Origin of the sequence: Mesorhizobium sp. LHD-90, assembly GCF_030929505.1 — a bacterium.
Lineage (GTDB): Bacteria > Pseudomonadota > Alphaproteobacteria > Rhizobiales > Rhizobiaceae > Kumtagia.
The window spans coordinates 106,748-126,088 of the sequence record NZ_JAVFVV010000016.1 but is presented as its reverse complement, the minus strand read 5'-3'; the positions used below and the strand labels follow the sequence as shown (position 1 = coordinate 126,088).

Here is a 19,341-nt window from a genome sequence, read left to right as displayed (position 1 = left end):
CCGGCATCTCGGGGAGTTTCCATGACCATTCAGACGGTTCTGGTCGGCTGCGGCAATATGGGTCGTGCCATGCTGGTCGGCTGGCTGAAATCCGGCCGGCTCGTCGCGCCGGAGGTTTTCGTGGTCGAGCCGAACGACGAATTGCGCGCCAGCGCCGCCGCGCTCGGCGTCGCCACGGGCGCGAGCGCCGGGGACGTGCCGGCCGAGACCGCGCCACGTCTCGTCATCCTCGCGGTAAAACCGCAGGTCATCCGCGACGTCACCGCCGGCTACCGCCGGTTCGCCGATGGCAAGACCGTGTTCCTCTCGATCGCGGCCGGCACGCCGATGAAAACCTTCGAGGAGGTTCTCGGACAGGTACCGCTGGTGCGCTGCATGCCGAACACGCCGGCGGCGATCGGCAAGGGCATGATGGTGGTGTTCGCCAACCGCCGCGTGGCGGACGCGGATCTCGCCTTCGTCAAGGACCTGCTCGCCACCAGCGGGGCGGTTGCCACCATCGACAACGAAGGGTTGATGGACGCGGTGACCGCCGTTTCCGGCTCCGGCCCGGCCTATATCTTCCACTTCATCGAATGCCTGACCGAGGCCGCGCAAACCGCCGGCCTGCCTGTCGAGACGGCAAGACTGCTCGCCATGCAGACGGTGTTCGGCGCCGCCAGTCTTGCGGCCGAAAGCGGCGAAGACCCCGCAATCCTACGCAAGCAAGTCACCAGCCCGAACGGCACCACCGCCGCCGCGCTCGACGTGCTGATGGGCGACGACCGGCTGAAGCTGTTGGTCACCGAAGCTGTGGAGGCGGCGCGGGCAAGGTCGGTGGAGTTGGGGAAATAGGAGTTCGCGCCGATCAACTCATCAGGCCGGTTCGCGAAAAAGCCGCCGCAACCGTCGACGGTGACGGACCGGAAGCTACCTCTGGTTCCATCTCCGGACCACCGGCTCGGTGAGATCATGCTCATGGCCGAGCACGCTTGTACTCGCGGTGTCGAGAACGAAGCATGCCCCTTGCGCGGGCGGCAGGCCGAGCCAGCGCGCGGCAAGCACTCTGAGGAAGTGCGCACTCGAAAACACCAGGACATTGCCTTTGACCGCGCGGAGTTGGCTGACGATCCGATCCGCCCTCACGCCGGCGTCGGAGGCCTGCTCGCCGTCCGGGCATCCGTCCCGGAAAAGACGCCAGCCGGGACGTTGCACCAAAATCTCCCGGGTGGTCAGCCCCTCGTAAGCGCCGTAGTCCCATTCCGCCAGATCATCCTTGCGCAGCGCGCCTTCGCCAAAGCCGGCCAGCACGCAGGTGTTGAAGGCTCGCTGTGACGGGCTCGACCAGACGGCGGCGAACGACAGACCCCGCAGGCGGCCGGCGAGTTGCCGGGCAGACTGCTCACCGGCGGGCGTCAGTGGAATGTCGATCCGGCCCGTATGTTTTCCGGACGCACTCCATTCGGTCTCTCCATGCCGCACCAGATAGATCTCGGGGAAAGCGCCGGCCACGTCTGTCCCCAGCCCTACCCGGCCGCCGCGTCATGCGGCATCGCATCCTGCAGCTTGCGCAGGGCGTAGAGCCGCGTCGTCTCGTCGGGCGCGGCATTGTCGGTCGTCAAAAGCGCGCCCTTCCTGACGGCCTTCAATACCTTGCCGCCTTCCAGCAGGCCGACCGGCACCGCCATCCTCGCCCGCGCCTCGCCCGCCGTCATGGTCCAGGAACGGTAGCAGGTCTCGCCGATCGCATCGAAGGTTTCGCCGGGTTTGAGGTCGCGCTTGGCCACCGCGCATACTTCCGCCACCGGATGCGGCAGCGGCACCATGTCCGGTTTTCCGGTGAGCATGATACGCGCCGCCGTCAGCGGCACTTCCAGCGAGGTCAGGTGATAGGGGCGGAAGAAGCTGTAATACGGCCCCTTGCCGACATGCAAATCGTCCATGCGCTCGATGATGCGCGGATGCGTCGCCTCGACGATGACGAAGACGCCCGGCGCCACGCCCTTGCCGATGGTGTAGTCGACCACGCCCCTTTTCGACAGGATGCCGCCATCCTCGCGCGGGATCAGCACCTTCACCATGTTGTCGCGGTCGGCGTTGGGCCCGTGCATGCCCGGCACGTCCGGGACCAGCCCGGTGGCGTTGGCGATCGCCGCCATCTCCACCATGGTTTTCGAGCCATCGACGAACTCGACCAGCATGCGCGGGTTCATGTTGCGGCGCTCGGCTTCCTCGCGGTAGTCGTCGGGCACCGCATCGTGGTTCAGCGGGTTGTTCTTGCCCTTGCCGGCCGAGACGATGGTGTATCCCAGCGCGCTGGCGAACTCGATCAGTTCCATACAGGAGGACGGCTCGTCGCCGGCGCCGACCGAATAGACGACGCCCAGCCGGTCGGCGGCGCTCTTCAGGTAGCGTCCGATGGTGACGTCGGCCTCGACATTCATCATCACCACATGCTTGCCGTGCTCCATCGCCATCAGGTCGAAGTCGGCGGCGACGCCGGGTTTTCCCGTCGCGTCGATCACCACGTCGATCAACGGGTTCTTCACCAGCATCTCGTTCGAGGTGATGGCGATCTTTTTGGCCTCGATCGCCGCCGACACTTTCGACTGGGTATCCGCCTCGGCGGCTTTTGCCTCGTCGCCATAGGCGATGCGGATCGCCTCGCGCGCCGTATGCGGCCGGCGGGTCGAGATCGCGCAGACCTCGACGCCCTTCATCAGCATGCCCTGGGTGACCAGATCGGTGCCCATCTCGCCGGAACCGATGACGCCGATGCGCACCGGTCGGCCGTTGGCGGCCCGCTCCGCAAGCTCGCGCCCCAGGCCGGTGAGCGCAACATTGGTCATGAAAAGCGTCCGATCAAGATTATCATTTCCTGCCGCCCTGATCCACGATGTGCGCCCGGCATCGCCGCTGATAGCAGAAAAACGCTGGCGAATGTCAATCGATCGGTTCCGCGGGCACATGCTTGGCGTCCTGCCAAGCACGATACGAGCGCAGCCGATGCCGAGGTTCATCGCGCAATCCTTGCTATCGACAACAGACGACCTCTTGCCAAAGTCCCGATGAGGGACTAATTGCATAGGTAGCTAATTATTATTCTTATTAGTATGAGTTCTCTATGGATATGATGGCTTCACGCACGGCGTTCGTCGATGAACTGACGAAGGTGAACCGCAAGCTGCGCACGATGTTTGACGCGCGGGTGAAATCGCAGGGCCTGACACTGGCGCGCGCCCGGCTGCTGATGCACCTGGCGAAGGAAGAAGGCGCGACACAGAGCGAACTGGCCGAGGCATTGCAAGTCGAGCAGCCCTCGATGGTCAGCCTGATCGACGCACTTGAGAAGAAAGGCTTCGTCGTGCGCCGCGCGGTCGATGGCGACCGGCGCGCCAAAGGGATTTTCCTGACCGATGTCGCCCGCCGCGAGACAGACACCATTCTCGGCTACGCGAACGAACTCCGCCAGCAGGTGCTCGGCGGCGTGGACGGCAGGGACCTGGAGACCGCGACGCGGGTGCTGAGACGGGTCGCCCTCAACATCGGCGCCGTCGCCTGAAGCACAGCGTCATGTCGCAGGCCCGCGTAATCGAGCGGTATGATCCCGCAGAGGAAGAGTCCGAACCCGTTGAGGCAGCGACTCCGCCGCCCGCACCGCCTCCGCGGCCGGCGCCGCCCGCGTTCACGCCTATGAACCCGGCACGCGCGGGCGCCTACATGTGCGCCGCGCTGCTCCTCGCCCTGACCCAGGGCCTCGGCATGAACCTCGTCACCGCCAACATACCGCAGATCCAGGGATCGATCGGCGCGACCAGCAACGAAGCGACATGGATGGTCGCCGCCTACATGGCCCCAAATGTCTCGCTATCGCTCGCTCTCATCAAGATCCGGACGCAATTCGGCCTTCGCAACTTCGCCGAGATCAGCATCCTCGGCTTCGTCGTCGCCTGCGTGCTTAACCTGTTCATCCGCGACATCCCCTCGGCGATCGCCGTTCGCTTCATGAGCGGCATCGCCGCGGCGCCTATGTCGAGCCTCGGCTTTCTCTACATGCTCGAGGCGTTCCCGCCGCATCTCAAGATGCGGGTCGGACTGCCGCTGGCGCTCACGAACATCTCCATCGGCGCACCAGTGGCGCGGCTCATCTCGCCAACCCTGTTCGACATCGGCGGATGGCACAACATCACCGTCGTCGAGCTCGGAATGGCGATGATCGCGTTCTGCCTGGTCTATCTCCTGCCGCTGACGCCGCCGCCGCGGGCGAAAGTCATCGAACGCCTCGACATCGTCAGCTATCTTCTGATCGCCATCGGCTTCGGCGCCACGGCGGTCGTTCTGGTTCTCGGTCGCCTCTACTGGTGGTTCGAGGCGCCGTGGATCGGTGCGCTGCTGGCGTTGGCGATCGTGTCGATCACCTGCGCCGCGATCATCGAACTGAACCGCGCCAATCCGCTGATTGACGTCCGCTGGCTGGCAAGCCCGGCCGTGCTGCATTTCACCGGCGCGTTGCTCGTCTTCCGCATCGTGCTGTCCGAGCAGACGGCCGGCGCCGCCGGCTTCTTCCAGGTTCTCGGGCTGCTCAACGACCAGACCATCACACTCTACTGGGTCATTCTCACCGCCACGATCGCCGGCGGCCTCGCTTGCGCCTGCGTCATGAAGCCGGGACGCGAACCCGCAATCCATGTCGTTGCGCTGATCCTGCTTGCCATCGGCGCGCTGATGGACAGCCGGGCGACAAACCTCACGCGGCCGGAACAAATGTATTTCAGCCAGGCGCTGATCGCCTTCGCCGGCGCGCTGTTTCTTCCGCCCGCCCTTTCCAGCGGTCTTTCCTCGGCATTGAAGAAGGGACCGAACTACATCCTCAGCTTCATCATCGTCTTCCTGACCACGCAGAGCATCGGCGGACTGCTCGGCTCGGCGGTGTTCGGCACCTTCATTACCATCCGCGAGAAATTCCATTCGAGCCACCTAGTCGAGCATCTCGTCCTGACCGATCCGCTGGTCGCGCAGCGCATCACCCAGCTTGGCGGAGGCTATGCGCGGACGATCACCGACAAGGCGCTGCTCAACGCCGAAGGAATGGTGCTGCTCTCGCAGCAGGCGACCCGGGAAGCCAACGTGCTTGCCTATAACGACGCCTTCCTGCTGATTGCGGTCCTGGCGATCATCGCATTGGCCGCCCTTCTCATCCACGTCGCCTATGACGCGGCCCGCGGCCGCTTCGCGCCGATACCCGCGACCCCCACCGCCTGAACGTCACACCGAGACCAGCATGTCCAAGTTTTTCCGCTTCACCGCCACGCTTTTTGCCGTCATGCTCGGCCTCGCCGGCCTGACCGTCATCCTCTACGCATGGCGATTGCCGCCCTTTACCTCCACGGTCGAAGTAACCGACAACGCCTATGTACGCGGGCAGGTGACGATCATCGCGCCGCAATTGGCGGGTTACATTGCCGAAGTCGCCGTGCAGGACTATCAGGAGGTGAAGGCCGGCCAACTGCTGGTCCGGCTCGACGACCGGATATTCCAGCAGAAACTGGAGCAGGCCAAAGCGACGCTGGCGGCCGAAAGGGCCGCGCTCACCAGTTCACAGCAGGACCGGCTGTCCGGCGAAGCGCGTATCCGCTCCGCCGAAGCCCAGCTCGCGGGCGCGAAGGTAACGCTCGACGTCGCAGAGGCCGGTTGGGGGCGCATAGAACCCTTGCGCAAGAGTGGCGTGGTGACCGCGAGTGATGCCGACAAAAGCCGCTCCACCATGGAGCAGGCGCAGGCAAGCTACAGGCAAGCGCAAGCGGCGCTTGAGGTCTCCAGGCAGGATCTGGAGGCGACCATCGTCGGCCGCCAGTCACTCGAAGCGGCGGTGCAGGGCGCGGAAGCTGCCGTGCATCTCGCGGAAATCGACCTGCAGAACACACGCGTCACCGCGCCCGAAGACGGAAGGCTGGGAGAAGTCGGCGCGCGGCTCGGCCAATATGTCGCCGCTGGCACGCAACTGGTGGCGATCGTGCCACAGCGCGTCTGGGTCGTCGCCAATTTCAAGGAAACGCAGCTTGCCGGCATGAGGATCGGACAGCCCGCCGCATTACAGATCGACGCGCTCAGCCACGCACGGCTCACCGGCCGCATCGAGCGCTTCTCGCCGGCGACAGGCTCCGAGTTCAGCGTGCTGAAATCCGACAACGCGACCGGCAACTTCACCAAGGTCGCCCAGCGCCTGCCACTGCGAATCGCCATCGATCCGGATCAGCCGCTGGCAAGCGAGCTCGCACCCGGCATGTCGGTTATCGTCACCATCGACAAGGCGCTGGAGTCGGCGAGGGACACGGCCACACGGTAACACCGCCCAAGGGCGCCAACCTCGAGACTATTTCTGCGGCAATGCGCGCATTGGCGTCGAATGGTGCTGCCAGAGAGGATTGAATTGTAACTCGTCTAAATAAAATCAATAACTTATGAGACCCTTTGTAACATTGTGACGGACCATAAGATGGGCACTTCGTGTATCCTGGAAGAGTCCGAAAGCCAATATATAATTGGTCCGAGTGCGGCGACAAGGAATGCGCCACGAGACACTTGGCAGCGAATTTACCTAGCAAGGATCGAAAACGCATCTCTGCACCGGAGCAGTTGACCATGGATTTTTCGAACCAAACATCCGCAGTCGATAATCTCGTCGAGCGCCCTCGGATAGCCGTCTTCTTCGACATCGAAAATGTTCCCGCGTGGTGTGCAGTTGGTGTGCTAACCAACCTGTCAGGCTTGGGCGATGTTGTCTCTGCTCAGGCGTTCGGCGATTTTCGTCGGACCGACAGTGAAGCATGGGCGGCAGCTTGCGACTCATTGCGGCTGGGAACGAGACAGGTCGACCGGATTATAAGCGGCAAGAACAGCTCCGACATTCACATAGTCATCAATGTTGTCGATACGCTTCACGCCGGCGACGTAAACGCCGTGGCACTCGTATCGGGAGATAGCGACTTCGTTCCACTTGCAGAGCGTGTGCGCGATGCGGGGTTGAGCTGCTACGGTTTCGGCGGCGACGAGGCTCCCGAGCGATTGCGGCGCGCCTTTACGCAGTTCTACCCGATAGAACTCCTCGCGTCGTGCAGGGAAAGCTCCACCAAAGCCTCATCCCGGCCCACCCTTTTGCGGCCGTCATTGGCTTCACGCCTGCTGAAGCGCATTGTGATAAGCCTCGAGGACCAGACGGGTTGGGCAAGAATCAAAGATGTCGAAATCGAACTCGCGGTGCGTCACGGTGGCCTCGACACTCGGGCCTGCGGATACAAGAGCTTGTCGGCACTGCTAAGTGATCTGCGCATATTCGAAGTCGATCTCGGAGCGAAGAGTGGTGCCAGAGTTCGCCGCAAGCCCAGCCGTCGCGCGATTAGACGAAAGGCTCGTAGGGAGGAAGAGGGCATGAGCAGCAACCAGCGAGAGGGGATCAAACAACGCGAACCAATGGTGTAGTCGCGTCGATGCCTACCGGCGTTCATCCTCCTGCCGCTATCACATAGGTGTTCCCCACCCCTTGCTTTTGTAGAAGAACGTTGACAGTCGCCAAGCGCTCGACCTGATGCGTGTGGTCGGCAGTGAAATCGAACCGAACCTGTATTCCACGTGGGAGCGCCCACGCGCCGAAGCCCTGATCGAGGATGATTTTGGCGCGGCTCTTGTCTGCGAAGTTGATCGTCATGAAGCGTCCGTGAGGCACGTCAAGTTGACGGACAGTCGTTACTAAGCCTCGTTTGGCTCCTAGGACAGCCACGACCGCCTCCTGATCCACTCCGGCTTGCCAATTGTGGGTGATTTGCCAAGGAGAGCCACGGTCCGAAGGCTTGGGCATGCGAGTCTCGATTCGAACAGCGGCACCGCGCACACCAGACGCCTTTACCAACGCTGCAATCACATCAACTGCGAGCCTCGCCGGGAGTGGTGCGCAGACATAGGGGTCCTGATAGACGATGTCGGTGATGCCGCAGGACGGCCAGGCGCCGCCTTTCTTTAGAAGAGCAGCCATTGCACCGGCTGCCCGCAAGCCGAAGCTCGCGAGATCGCCATCCCATTCCGCGCCAATGTTGAGCATTTGTGCGCCGGGCGGTGGGAGAAGTGTCTGCATATCGATCGGCTTAACCGCCAGATCGACAACCGTGTCGGCACGGGCAATAGGATATCTATCCGGCTTGCCCCACAACGAACCTGGCAGCCCGGCCACGATGTCACGAGATGCCCACGCAACGGAGCTTTCTCGATCTGAGGTTACTATCGCAACGGCTGCCGCGCCGTTCGAGAAGAGGACTGTTTGCATTTCAGCAGATTGGGCGCCGTATCTAATGGCAAAATCCCTGAGCGCAAGCCGGTCAGCGACGGCGGTCGGTCCGGACAAGGAACCGGGAGCAACGGCTAGGCGTAGCAAATGGCCGCGTTCGCGCCACCGGTGAAGTTGCTCACCAATCGGCCAATCGCTTAGAGTGGCGAAATCGGTGTTAGCAGGCAGAAACAGCGTCAGGGTCGCTCGGGACGCGCGTCTGAGTTCCCTGTCGATCTCGTCGACAATTGAAACACAGATCTCCGCGCCCGATGCGAAGCGATCCTCGGGCGCGATCTCCGCGGGCAGCGATAAATGATCGCGCAAGAATCCTAGCGCTCCAGAACGGTCAAGCTTGTCGACGCCTTCAGGTGCATCGGACACCAGAACGCAGGCCGGACACGCCCTGATGCAGCCAGGCGTCCTGCAATCAAGGATCCGATCGGCGCGATCGAGGACCGGCCGCAGCAGGCTTTCGAGCGATGTCGAGAATCCGGCGCCGCCCGCTGCCCGATCGAAAAGAAGCAGCGAGACGGCGTCTGCCCCAAGATGATTTTTCGACCGTGCTGTCGCAAATCCCATTTCGTCAGCCTCGATGCCGAGCTCCTGAGCGAGCGCCTCGCGCAAGGCGATCGCCAGGGCGTCGGCAGCTGGACGCCTTATCCTTCGATGTGGTTGAAGTTCGAAGACATCCGTCGTGATCTCGTGCCCCAGCGCGAGATGTCGCTTTATGCTGAATGGCCGGTCATTGCCGGCGCAGATGTCAACGTCCCTGCGAAAGCGCAGAGGTTTGTGGTCCTTCAACTCCTTCGGGCCAATAGCGTTCGAACCGGATGCGGTCTCGGCACCAGCCCGACCACACTGCAGACAGACGGCGTAACCCAGACGCTGAGGTCCAAGGTTCGAGTAGTAAACCATGCCCTCGCGGCTGGTGCGGAACCGTCCAGCTTCGGGAACCGGGAGATTTCGCCAAAGGGCGTCGCGAGTTGAAACCAGAGGCTCTTCGGGCGCCACGTAGGTCAGAAAGTCGGTTTCGGCATGCGTCTTTTCTCGCGGGTCGACCGAGAAGCCCGCCGGTCTGAGAAATTCCTGAAGAGTTGGAGCATCGACGCCACAGACCGGACAGTGGCCAGGCATCGCACCTGAGGCCGTATCGCTCGCCCCGCATTCCTTGCAATGCCATTGATGGCGAAGGCTCTGGATCTCCGGCAAGTTCTCCTCGCTCGCCGGACGCTTCCAGTTGAGCGTGACACCGGCGGAACGGTGCACGAGCCCATCCAGCACCACTTCCGACCCGGGCGCGTAGTCGCGGATGGCTAGGTCGAGGGATCGTTGCGGCCCTGTCGTGCGAAATTGCCGTCGCCCGTCCGCTGGTGCCTGATCCGAAAGCTTGAACTCCTTCCCGGGCATGAACGACACCACGTCGGTGGGAAACCCATGACCGGGCAGGAAGCCTCGGTCGGCAAGGCTGCTCAGGAGGAACTCCTCGCAAAGGCGCTTGAGTTCGATCCCCATCCGGCTCTTGCCGGCGTCCTTCAAGCCCTCGTCCTTGGCCAGGGCTCTCTGGCCTTCCCACTCTGCCAGGAACACACCTGACAGATTGCTGATGGCGTCGCGCGCATCGTCAACCAGACGACCATCGCCCTCCAGGATTGAGCGCCGGACGAGAGTTTGAAGCGCAGACCGATGCCCATGGCGCGTCGCCGGAAGCTCCAGCCAGTCAAGGAATATCTCAACCGGCCGTTCGGCCTTCAGCGGACGCGTTTGCTCCAGGCCCGCCGGGCAGCCGAGGAAGGCTCCGATCTGCATCCTTAACGCATCACCGGCCTGCTCCCGCATGAACGCGCCAAGGAGGTAGGCATTGACATGACGCTGCACGATCGGCCTGCTCTGCAGCGAAACACTCGGCGCCGCCACGCTGCGCTCTAGGAATGCTGCGGGATCACGAAACGCGTCTCGGTCGAGCGGCCTGTCCTTGCAGAAGGTGAAGGCCAGCGCAGTCGCCTGGTTGCGCCGCCCTGCCCGGCCGACTCGCTGACGGTAATTGGCGATCGATGGCGGCACATTTGTCATCATCACCGATGATACCGAGCCAATATCAACGCCCATCTCCATGGTGGTCGAGCAATTGAGCAAGTTTATCTTGCCCGCCCTGAAGTCCTGCTCGTAGCGCCGCAGCCGGGCCGAATCCTGTTGAGCTGAATGCTCTGCCGAGCGCAAATAGTCGACGAAGAGGGCGATGCGGTCGGCGAAGGCCGACCAAGCGCCGATATCGCGCAAACTGCGGACCGATTCTCCTGCCAGCCAGCTCTGTGTGGCCGAGCGTGCAGCGGCCCGGTCCGCCGTGCCAACAATCGGAATAGGCAAAACGGGCAGATCGATCGGCTGGGCCCGCTGTGCCGCACCTGCACGTTCCAATCCGTAAGGCGATATTCCGAAAGGTGCGTGGTCAACAACGCGGCGCGTGACGGGACAGAGGTAAGCGTGCGTCAGCGGCGCAATGAAAGCCTTGCGGAAAGAGTAAGCCAGCCGGTTGCCGCTCAGCTGCAGCATCGGACCGATGCGGTTCCACGCCTCACCGAGGCATTCGTCCAGATCGTCGCCATCGCCCGCGTTTGAACGGTCGAGACCCAAACCGTGGATAAGAAATGCCTTGGGCCGGGCATCCGCCATACCGCGAAAACGGTTTGGCCAGCCGAGTAGCCCCCTGTCCTTGCCAACCTCGCCGTCTGGCCCGACCAAACTTCTCGGCGATCCCTTCGGCACGATCCAGTGGAGCAGATCGCGCGACACGTCGATCGCCCGTCCTGCGCGCACGAAATGCGTCAGGAGCATTTCGAGATAGGCCTTCCAGTCGGCGATGCTCTTGCCTCGACGCCTGAACGCGGACGGCAACTGCGCTTCCGATAAGACTTCGATCGCGGGATTGCGAAGGCGTGCGAGCCCAAGAGTCTCAAGAGAGTTCGCTCGCTTCGGGCGGCGGTCGAACTCGCGAAGCAGCAGGAATTCGGCGACGCGACGGCTGTCGCCGAACTGGTCGCCGTCCCGCGCCTGCCAGACGTCCTTGATCCATTCGGAGACCTCCGGACGTTCCGCCAAGCTCTCGACCATATCCGGCCAAGGCACCCCATCAGTGCTGCCTGACGCGAGCGCCGTTTGCTGTTGCTTCTTGTCGGCAATGATCCCTGCCAGGACCGGCTGTTTTGTGGCAGAGAAAGCCGCCTCGAGTCCTGCAATCTCTCCATCCAGCTTGGCAATCTGATCGGCATCACCGGTGGGTCGCATCGAAATTTGAACCTGATGATAGACGAACGAGCGCACAAAATTGCGCTCCGCCTCGCGCTGAAGACGTGCGGCGATGCGTGCCGTTCCCTGACGGCTGTCGGTGAAGGACAAAAGACGTCGGCCGCCTGCGGGGAGCGGCGTTTCCGTGGCGAATGCGGGCTCGACCCCGTCGAGCAGGATTGGCGCCGTGTTGCCTAAGACGAAGGGTGCGCCGAATCGTAGTGACTTCAATCGCCGTGTCGTGCCCGTGCCGGACGGATTGCAGTGCGGGCAGTAGGTTGAGCCCTCGAAGCTCCGGTCGCGCTCTTCGTAGAGCAGCGTTGCGCGACCCTCGCCTGGGCCGTCAGCGACCCGCCAATCCTTGCTTGAATCGAGCCAGCAGTTGCGCGCGCCGGCGCTAGGCTGCGCCGCGAAGAGGATGCCCGGGTCCACAAGCTGGATTTCGGAGTCGTTGGATCCGGCATCTTCCGGCTCGTCTCCGTCATCGGAGGCCGTGCCGTCGCCGGCGCTGTCGAATGCAAACTCGTCGCGCGGCGGCGTCCGGACTGGCGGGTTCAGCCGGCCGGCGCTTTCCACGCCCTCCAGGAACGGCTCACCGCATTCCGTGCAACTGATGATTTCTAGCACCGACGCCTGGCATGATGGGCAGCGATCGGCCCGCTCTGCGAGGATCCGGCCGAATGGCCAGTTCTCGGCGCGTCCAGCGCAATCGGCATTGATACAGCTCCAGAACCCGGCAACCGCCCTTTCAAACGCGTGGATGCGGACCGGTGCGAGCCGCTCGAGTTCGCCGCCGGGAAGATGACGCGCAGCCTGCGCCATCAGCGAAACCAGATCGGTGGCATCGCGGTTGTATCCCGCAGCCGCTGCTGAGAAGGCCGACAGCGGCAGGCCGCCCCTGAAAAGACCCTCCACTAACTTCCACACCTCCGGGTTGGAACCGAGGGCATCGTAGAGTTGATGCGGGCTCGCCGTTTCCAGGTCAATGTCCGAGATTTTTGCTACCGGCCGATTAGGCAGACGGCGATCGCCCGCGATGACATGAACCGACGCCTCAGGGATACCCGCCACATCGGCGAGGAAACGCTGCAGCTGCTCCCTAACCTGCTCACCGCTTCCGATCGTCGCCGACGTCGCGACGAAACGAACATCGGCAGGCGAGACACCGAAGGCGAGTAAAACGCGCCGGAGCAGAAGCGCGATCTCGGCAGCCGCTGCCCCCACGAGCGAATGCGCCTCGTCGAGCACGATCCACCTGAGCTTGCCACGCGAGACATCGAGAATTGGCCGGTCTTCCGCACGCGCCAGCATGTATTCGAGCATTGTGATGTTGGTGACCAGGATCGGCGGGGGGCTCCGACGAAGCTGCTCGCGGTCAATGACTTGCTCGGGCTTTTGTCGCTGCTCGGAGGCAGGCCTGCTCCGTTCTAGGTCGCCATTGTAGAGGCAGAAACGCAATTTCCCGCGGAACGGCGCCGTCCATGCGGACAGGCGCTCGCGTTGGCTTTCGATCAAGGCATTCAGCGGATAGAGCATGATGGCCTGCACGCCCTCGAGCGCGCTACCTTCTTCGGCCTGCCGCACCAGATCGCTCAGGATCGGCAGGAGGAAGCATTCCGTCTTGCCGGACCCGGTTCCCGAGGTCACCAGAACCGACTGCGGATTGCCGGGCTGAAGCAAGCGCCGCCAGGCCTCCAATTGGTGTCGAAACGGCTTTCTGTCGGATGGGAAACGGTAATCGTGTCCAATAGACAACCGGTCCATCGCCTCCACAAGCGCCGTCTGTAGCAGCGGACCGGCCAACTGTTTCATCGTCGCATCAGCGGTAGTGAAGGGGTGGCTCCCCTCGACAAGCGGTTCCTGGAGCAGTGCACCAACCTTCGCATCCGCGCCCGTGAGCATCTCACGCAGTTGCGTCCGTAGTCCGTTATGCGCGAGGCCGGATTGAGCGATGATGGCCTCGGCAGTTCGAGTTTTCGCGGCGGAAAGGGTGTCGAAGGGCGTCATGATCACCGGTAGAATGACAGGAAATGTGGGAAGGCTGCGGCAACGTAGTGAGGATCCTCGCGTAATATCCTGCGGGACAGAAGCATCAGCTCGCGATTGAGCTTGAGACGGCTCTGGGCACCGGCAGCGAGCACAAGCGGCGCGAACAGGCCCGCGTGCTCTTCATGCGTCATCGACAAGATTGCCGGCGGTGTCTTCAAGCTCAAGGACGACAAATGGCTCGCGATCTGGTTGCGGCCGTGCTCAGCGCCCTCGGCACTACCGGCAACGTGCCGGCTCATCAGCTCGACAAGGCTTAGTTGCCCCGCCAATGGTTCCGCCGGAACACCCGCCTCTCGGAGAACCATCGCCAGCGCTGGCTCGATCGACGACAAATTCGCGGCCAGGCTGTATAGCCGATCCATTGCGAGCCGGGCGGCCTGCTCACGCCCGAGATGCGCCTCAAGTGTGGTGATCAGGCTTTCCATGTCGGCGCCGATCGCCTCCCTCCACGAAACGATCGGAAGTGCGAGCCAGAGGAACGGCAGTTCATTTTGCAGGCTCCAGACCAAATGACGCTCTTCGTCCGTGGCTGCCAAAAGTAACCGCACCAGGGCGCTCGGGCACTGCGGTAGCCGCGCCAATCCATCGAGAGCGCTCGGCGGCAGCCCATTCAGATTGGTGGCAGCGTCGAGGAGCCATCTCAGGTCCGCGGCGGCACCCTGACCCGCTCCAATCGCCTCAAGCGCAGCGACAATCGCGGCTTGCCGCGTGCCAAAATCCGGGTTGGCCAATGCCCTCAGCAGACCTTCAGCGGGAGCGCCGGCCGCTTGCGCGACATTCGCCGGCAGTGGCCGAGATACCACGTCCGGACCATCGCGAAGATAAACCAGACAGACGTTCGCGCACCTCTCGGGCAGACGCCAAACGCCATCGGTCTCGCGCTCGAGCGCGTGTTCGCGACGCGGATCGAGAACCATGCGCGCGACCAATTGCAGATTTGTTTCCGATGCGCCCGGTGACCATCGAACCTTTTCGGCATCAAAGCTCAACGTATGCTCGCCGTAACGGCTGATGCGGATTGGTGGTCGCGTATCGCCGAGAAACTCGACCTCAACCATGTCGTCCTGGTGAGCCGAGGCCCCGAGCATCTCCTGGATGCCGGAGCGTAGCGTGCCGAGCGGCAGTTCGCCATCAACCTTCGGCCGAAACCCTCCAGACCTGTCCCCTTTGAGCATGAGCTGAAGCCAGATGGGACGCGGCGAAGTCGCGACCGCTCCACGCAAGCTGCGCAGGTCTGTCACCGAACCAGGACGCAACACTTTGCCGTCCGCTAAGGCGATGCAACCTTCGCGACCGACGAGAGAGACAGAGACGTCGAAGCCCTCGCCTTGCGGTGGAACGAGACGCACGGTCAGCCGATAGAGCGGTCGTCCCGAAAAACGAACGGCCAGTCTTCCAGGTGTAACCTGCTCGGCCGAGCACTCGGAGCCTGGAACCACGATTGTCCAGCCGGGCAACCCAAGCGCTTCGATCTCTCCAGACTGGGCATCGACGAGCCTGCCTTTGAGCGACGCCCCGATTGGAACGAGTGCCAGAAGCTGCTTTTCGATCTGGATTCCGGCCATGGGGTCGCGCCATGACAGTTCAACCACGCCCGCGCCCCCCAATTGGCCAATCACGGGCTCCCAGCGACCACCTCGGTGGCGAACAGACAATTCGCCTCCGCGAAGCGGGCGCGTCTTTCCGCCCTTCCCGCGGATGGCCGGTGTCGAGGGCGAGGAGATCAGGTCACAACGCTCATCCGTGAGCACGAGATTGTGGATCCGTGCGAGTTCGAGTTCCTCCTCACGCTCTTCCGCGTTGGTTTCGACCAAAAACCGCGACGCGTCGGGGTCGGCACTGCGAAAATAGGCTGCTCCCGAGATCGTCACGAGCTTGCGCCCTATCCCCGGCAGCACGTCTTCGCTCAGAGTCGTTTCCCCGTCCTTCGCCTCCACCGACCATGACTCGGGACATAGCGCGTAGAGTTTTTTGGCTGACGACGCGACTGAGCCGGCACGCAAGAAACGCAGCAAACGTTCGTTTTGGGTGGCGCCGTCGTCATCCCTGAACACCAGTAGCTCGGAGCGCAGTGCCTCGCCCCCTGGCCACGTCCAATTGTGTGGAACACCTGACGACGTCAATGTGACGGTGACTTTCGCCTCGAGGGGGAAGCCTGGCATCAGCCGTGTCAGGCGGTTCGACGGCCTGACACGCCAGCGCCGCTGCACCCCCACCGGCGGCTCGAACACCGCGAAGTCGCCAGCGAGATGATTGCTTAATTCGCCGGTGGGAACGGCGCGAGCGCGGCCCAGGGAAGTTGTCAGGTCGGGAACCTTGGCCGCAGGGATCTCCCCGTCGGCGAGGACTTGCAAAGCGGGCTTCCAGCATCCGGCGCGCTGAATCAGGAAGCGCTTTGCACCAACCCCTTCGGTTGACAGACCGCCGAGCTTTTCGTCGACAAGGCCAGCAAGCAGTCCTTCGACCACGATTTCGTCGTCTTTGCCCACGTAGACAGGGAGCTCTTCCCGCCACAATGGATGCTTGGCGTCGAGCAATTGCGTATTGCGTAGCGCCTGCGCTGATCCAGAGGGTCCTGCCTCTCGTTCGGCAACAGATCGCCAGTGCAACAGCCGCTCCGCGAGCTCGGCGCAAATGTGGATGAAATCTTCATGGCGATAGCTCTTGCGGATCCGCCATCCCTCCTCGTCGGCGACGAGCAGAACGTCCTCTGGAGCCGAGACTCCGAGCGTGACCAATCGATGCATGACCGCGCGCAGATAGTCCTTAAGCCATCCCTTGGCCCCATCCCTGAGAACCTTGACAGGCACGCCCCCTTCAAGTGCAACCGTCAACAGAAACTCGCGATTGCCATTGATCAGGCGTAGCTGCCGCCTCCAGGCATTGAGACCTCGTATCGCGAGCTTTTTCTTGCTGGCGTATGGGACCCGAGGAAATAGGTCGGGCGCAGGATCGTCCCAGCGAAGAAACGTGGACGCGGACTCTCGCCGAAACCACTCCGCACAATAGGCGACGAAGAGCGCACCTGATCGATCGTCAGGTTGGTCGAGGCGGCCATCACCAGCGAGACGCCGCAGAATTACTTTCGCCTCTGCATATTCGGCGTCGTTCATGCGATAGCGGCAGAGTAGTCGACCGTCTGGCAGCTTCAGGCCACGCGCGGCAAAGAATGCGCCCAGCCATGAGCGGACGGGCCCGGTTGGTGGTGGCGACTTCTGACCCGGAGGCTTCGAGATGGCTCCGGGTGGGGAAGAAACTACTGCCGCACGCTTTCGCAACCGGAGACGCGCGGCTGACACGGCAGTATGCAATTCAACTGCAACGTCCGAATCCCTGGCCTTGAGTTCTTCGTTCAGCGCGGCCAGCAGGCGTGGCTCGTCCTTGCCATTCTTGAATAAGTCGACAAGCTCGATATCGCTTAATCGCTCGAGCTCAATATACTGCCCTTGCACCTCACTTTTCCTCCCGTCCCCCGGAGCAATTTCGCATACTTAAAGCCGAAGTTGAAGATATTACTACCTTTCCCGCCCCTGTGGATCCAACGTCGCCGACTTGGTGGATTGCGATAGTGAGGAAATGGCGTAGATGGCCGCATATACCTCAGGGACTCCATCTAATTTAAGCATATTCTAATGCAGGTTTTGCCGGCTGAAATCTCCGCCCGGCCTTTGGCGATCTCACGACCGCACCGCTAGCTACGCATCGATCAGATCGTCCAAAAACTCAGACGGCGGTCTACAGGCAGAGATCCACAGCCTTTCCCGTGCGCGTGTTGCCGCGACATAGAGCAGGTGGCGTTCCGTATCGTAGATCTCCTTGAGCGCCCGCTCGTCGGAAGCTTCCAGCAATCGGCTCTCGCTCGGCAAGACATCGGCATCGCAAGCCATCACCGCGACTGCGCGAAATTCCCGTCCTTTTGCGTCGTGCATGAGCGAAGGCTGGACATCGTTGGCGGAAGACGCAGCAACAGCGGCGCTCGCGCGGAGCAATTCTTTCTCGGAGCGCACCAGGACGGCGATCGTCTCCGGCGTGATCCCGTCCTCCAGGCAGCCGTCGATCCAGGCGCCGACGGCGGCGCTCTCTTCCTCGGGCGTGTCGAAAAGGCGCAGCTCGGGCGATGGCCCGTGAAAGACGGAGGATACGCCCAGGCGGTTGTCCTCGCCGCCGTCGGCCTCGATCAGGCGTGGCGGCAGAAGCATGTCCGACTTCGACCGGATCTGGTGCGAGGTGCGGTAGTTCACCTTGAGGCTGCGCGAGCGGCCCTGGATGTCGACGCCCGCCGCCTTCCACGGAAAGGGCGAGCGGAAGATGCGCTGGCCGATGTCGCCAGCGAAGAACAGGCCGTTGGGCCGACCTCCAGCCATGGCCGCGACGAGGTGCAGCTCCGGCACCGAGATGTCCTGGGCCTCATCCACAACGACGTGGGTGAAGGGAGGCTCTTTCAGCTCACGTGCCAGCCGGTGCATAAGCCCGGCCTCGGTTTCCTCGCCCCGCGCGTCAAGGGCAGCCCGGACGCGCGCGAAGATGCGCCACAATTCGTCGCGCCGTGAGGCTGCCATGCGCACCTTGCGGCCGAGCCGAGGCAGATCGAGATAGGTATCGGCATCGCGCACATCCCAGGCATCGACGATGAGCCGCCACTCATCGGCGAGGAAGCCCGGCGCGATGCTCGTCCCCTCGGCTGCTGCAGCTTCATCGAGCAACGGGGCGACTTCGGCACCAGATGCGATCCTGGCGTCGCCGAGGCGTTCAGCGGCAAGCCGGCGCGCGATCTGCGGCAGCGTGTCGACGGTGATGCGCGCGGCGACGTCCGGATGGCTACTGGTCAGCCGGGCAAGCTTGCCAGCAAGCCCCTCCGCAAGTTCGGCGGAGAAGGTCGTGAGCAGGACGCGGTGGTCTGGATCCTCTGCGGCGAGCCGGACGGCACGGTGGAGCGCGACGACCGTCTTGCCGGTGCCGGCGGAGCCGATGACGCGCGCCGGTCCGTTGAAGTTACGATCAACGAATTCGCGCTGAGCGGGGTGGAGGAAGATCGCCCAGTCGTCCCACGGCGCCTCCAGCGCCGCTTCAAGCTCGGTCTGGTCGTCAACGACGCGGAAGCGGCGCTGGGCGTCCGGATGGCTGTATCCGGCCTCGGTCGCCACCGCCAGGCGCACCGTCGGCGCCTCCCCGACGGCCACCGCGAGCAGCGCCTCCTGCGCTTCGCCCGGCAGATGGCCGGCGATGTCGAGCACGGTGTCCTCGGTCGCCTGCCGAACCGTCTCCAGCCAGTCCTGCGGCACGCCCCAGGAGAGCAGCGTATCGTCGCTCCGGCCGGCAAAGATCGGCGGTTTTCTGACCGCCTCCTCGACATAGCGTCGGATCACGATCTCCTCGACCGTCTCGCGGATCTCGACGAGTTGCGCCGCGCCCGTCGTAGGGTGCCGTTCGAGGCGATGGCGCTCGGCCCAGTCATAGGCGTCATCATGATGGCCGACATAGACGAGCGCCGTGTCACCGCTTCGCTTGTGGAGCACGATACGGATGTCGCGGCTGACGCGCGCCGACCAGAAATCGGGATCGCGGCTTTTGTCGATGCGGTGCAGCGACAGGCCAGGGTTTTCGGGGTCGCTCTGGATGTCGAAGGCCGTAACCTTAACCGTCGCCTGCTCCTGGCCCGTCAGTTTGGCAAGTGACTTGGTGAAGCTGGTGGCGATGAGGACGGTCACTGC

At 63.0% G+C, this 19,341-nt stretch carries 10 protein-coding genes; 5 read left to right on the top strand and 5 right to left on the bottom strand.

All coding sequences use genetic code 11. The features are described from left to right. The first annotated feature begins 21 nt into the window (after positions 1–21). Positions 22–834, top strand: a complete 813-nt coding sequence (gene proC / locus RB623_RS21630; protein WP_308059052.1) for a pyrroline-5-carboxylate reductase — start codon at positions 22–24, stop codon at positions 832–834. Between the two features lie 75 nt (positions 835–909). Here the strand turns inward: proC and RB623_RS21625 are convergent, their stop codons facing one another. Both RB623_RS21625 and RB623_RS21620 read right to left on the bottom strand, forming a co-directional pair. Further along, on the bottom strand, positions 910–1,491 hold the full coding sequence (locus RB623_RS21625) for a histidine phosphatase family protein (RefSeq protein ID WP_308059051.1): 582 nt from the start codon (positions 1,489–1,491) through the stop codon (positions 910–912). A gap of 14 nt (positions 1,492–1,505) precedes the next feature. Beyond that, the gene (locus RB623_RS21620) at positions 1,506–2,828 is read right to left on the bottom strand and encodes an NAD(P)H-dependent oxidoreductase (RefSeq protein ID WP_308059050.1); all 1,323 of its coding nucleotides are present in this window, start codon (positions 2,826–2,828) and stop codon (positions 1,506–1,508) included. Positions 2,829–3,103: 275 nt separating this feature from the next. On the opposite strand from RB623_RS21620, the gene RB623_RS21615 reads away from it, so the two are divergent. The 4 genes from RB623_RS21615 to RB623_RS21600 all read left to right on the top strand — a co-directional run bounded on the left by RB623_RS21615 (position 3,104) and on the right by RB623_RS21600 (position 7,458). Further along, positions 3,104–3,541: a MarR family transcriptional regulator gene (locus RB623_RS21615; protein ID WP_308059049.1), complete on the top strand. Its 438-nt coding sequence runs from the start codon at positions 3,104–3,106 to the stop codon at positions 3,539–3,541. 131 nt (positions 3,542–3,672) lie between these two features. Further along, entirely contained in the window at positions 3,673–5,241 is a 1,569-nt protein-coding gene (locus RB623_RS21610; RefSeq protein WP_308059047.1) for an MFS transporter, read from the top strand. Between the two features lie 19 nt (positions 5,242–5,260). After that, positions 5,261–6,325 carry an HlyD family secretion protein gene (locus tag RB623_RS21605; protein ID WP_308059045.1) on the top strand — a complete coding sequence of 355 codons (1,065 nt, stop codon included), beginning with the start codon at positions 5,261–5,263 and terminating at the stop codon, positions 6,323–6,325. A gap of 296 nt (positions 6,326–6,621) precedes the next feature. Next, on the top strand, positions 6,622–7,458 hold the full coding sequence (locus RB623_RS21600; RefSeq protein WP_308059044.1) for an NYN domain-containing protein: 837 nt from the start codon (positions 6,622–6,624) through the stop codon (positions 7,456–7,458). 22 nt (positions 7,459–7,480) lie between these two features. On the opposite strand, the gene RB623_RS21595 is transcribed toward RB623_RS21600, so the two are convergent. The 3 genes from RB623_RS21595 to RB623_RS21585 all read right to left on the bottom strand — a co-directional run bounded on the left by RB623_RS21595 (position 7,481) and on the right by RB623_RS21585 (position 19,338). Then, on the bottom strand, positions 7,481–13,588 hold the full coding sequence (locus tag RB623_RS21595) for a DEAD/DEAH box helicase (RefSeq protein WP_308059043.1): 6,108 nt from the start codon (positions 13,586–13,588) through the stop codon (positions 7,481–7,483). 2 nt (positions 13,589–13,590) lie between these two features. Next, positions 13,591–17,082 carry an STY4851/ECs_5259 family protein gene (locus tag RB623_RS21590; RefSeq protein WP_308059042.1) on the bottom strand — a complete coding sequence of 1,164 codons (3,492 nt, stop codon included), beginning with the start codon at positions 17,080–17,082 and terminating at the stop codon, positions 13,591–13,593. 243 nt (positions 17,083–17,325) lie between these two features. After that, complete coding sequence (locus tag RB623_RS21585) at positions 17,326–19,338, bottom strand: 3'-5' exonuclease (protein WP_308059041.1); 2,013 nt, start codon at positions 19,336–19,338, stop codon at positions 17,326–17,328. Between the last annotated feature and the right edge of the window lie 3 nt (positions 19,339–19,341).

Coding starts and splice junctions, on each gene's coding strand:
- proC (WP_308059052.1), top strand. CDS start 22: ATGACCATTCAGACGGTTCTGGTCGGCTGCGGCAATATGGGTCGTGCC.
- RB623_RS21615 (WP_308059049.1), top strand. CDS start 3,104: ATGGATATGATGGCTTCACGCACGGCGTTCGTCGATGAACTGACGAAG.
- RB623_RS21605 (WP_308059045.1), top strand. CDS start 5,261: ATGTCCAAGTTTTTCCGCTTCACCGCCACGCTTTTTGCCGTCATGCTC.
- RB623_RS21620 (WP_308059050.1), bottom strand. CDS start 2,828: ATGACCAATGTTGCGCTCACCGGCCTGGGGCGCGAGCTTGCGGAGCGG.
- RB623_RS21595 (WP_308059043.1), bottom strand. CDS start 13,588: ATGACGCCCTTCGACACCCTTTCCGCCGCGAAAACTCGAACTGCCGAG.
- RB623_RS21600 (WP_308059044.1), top strand. CDS start 6,622: ATGGATTTTTCGAACCAAACATCCGCAGTCGATAATCTCGTCGAGCGC.
- RB623_RS21610 (WP_308059047.1), top strand. CDS start 3,673: ATGAACCCGGCACGCGCGGGCGCCTACATGTGCGCCGCGCTGCTCCTC.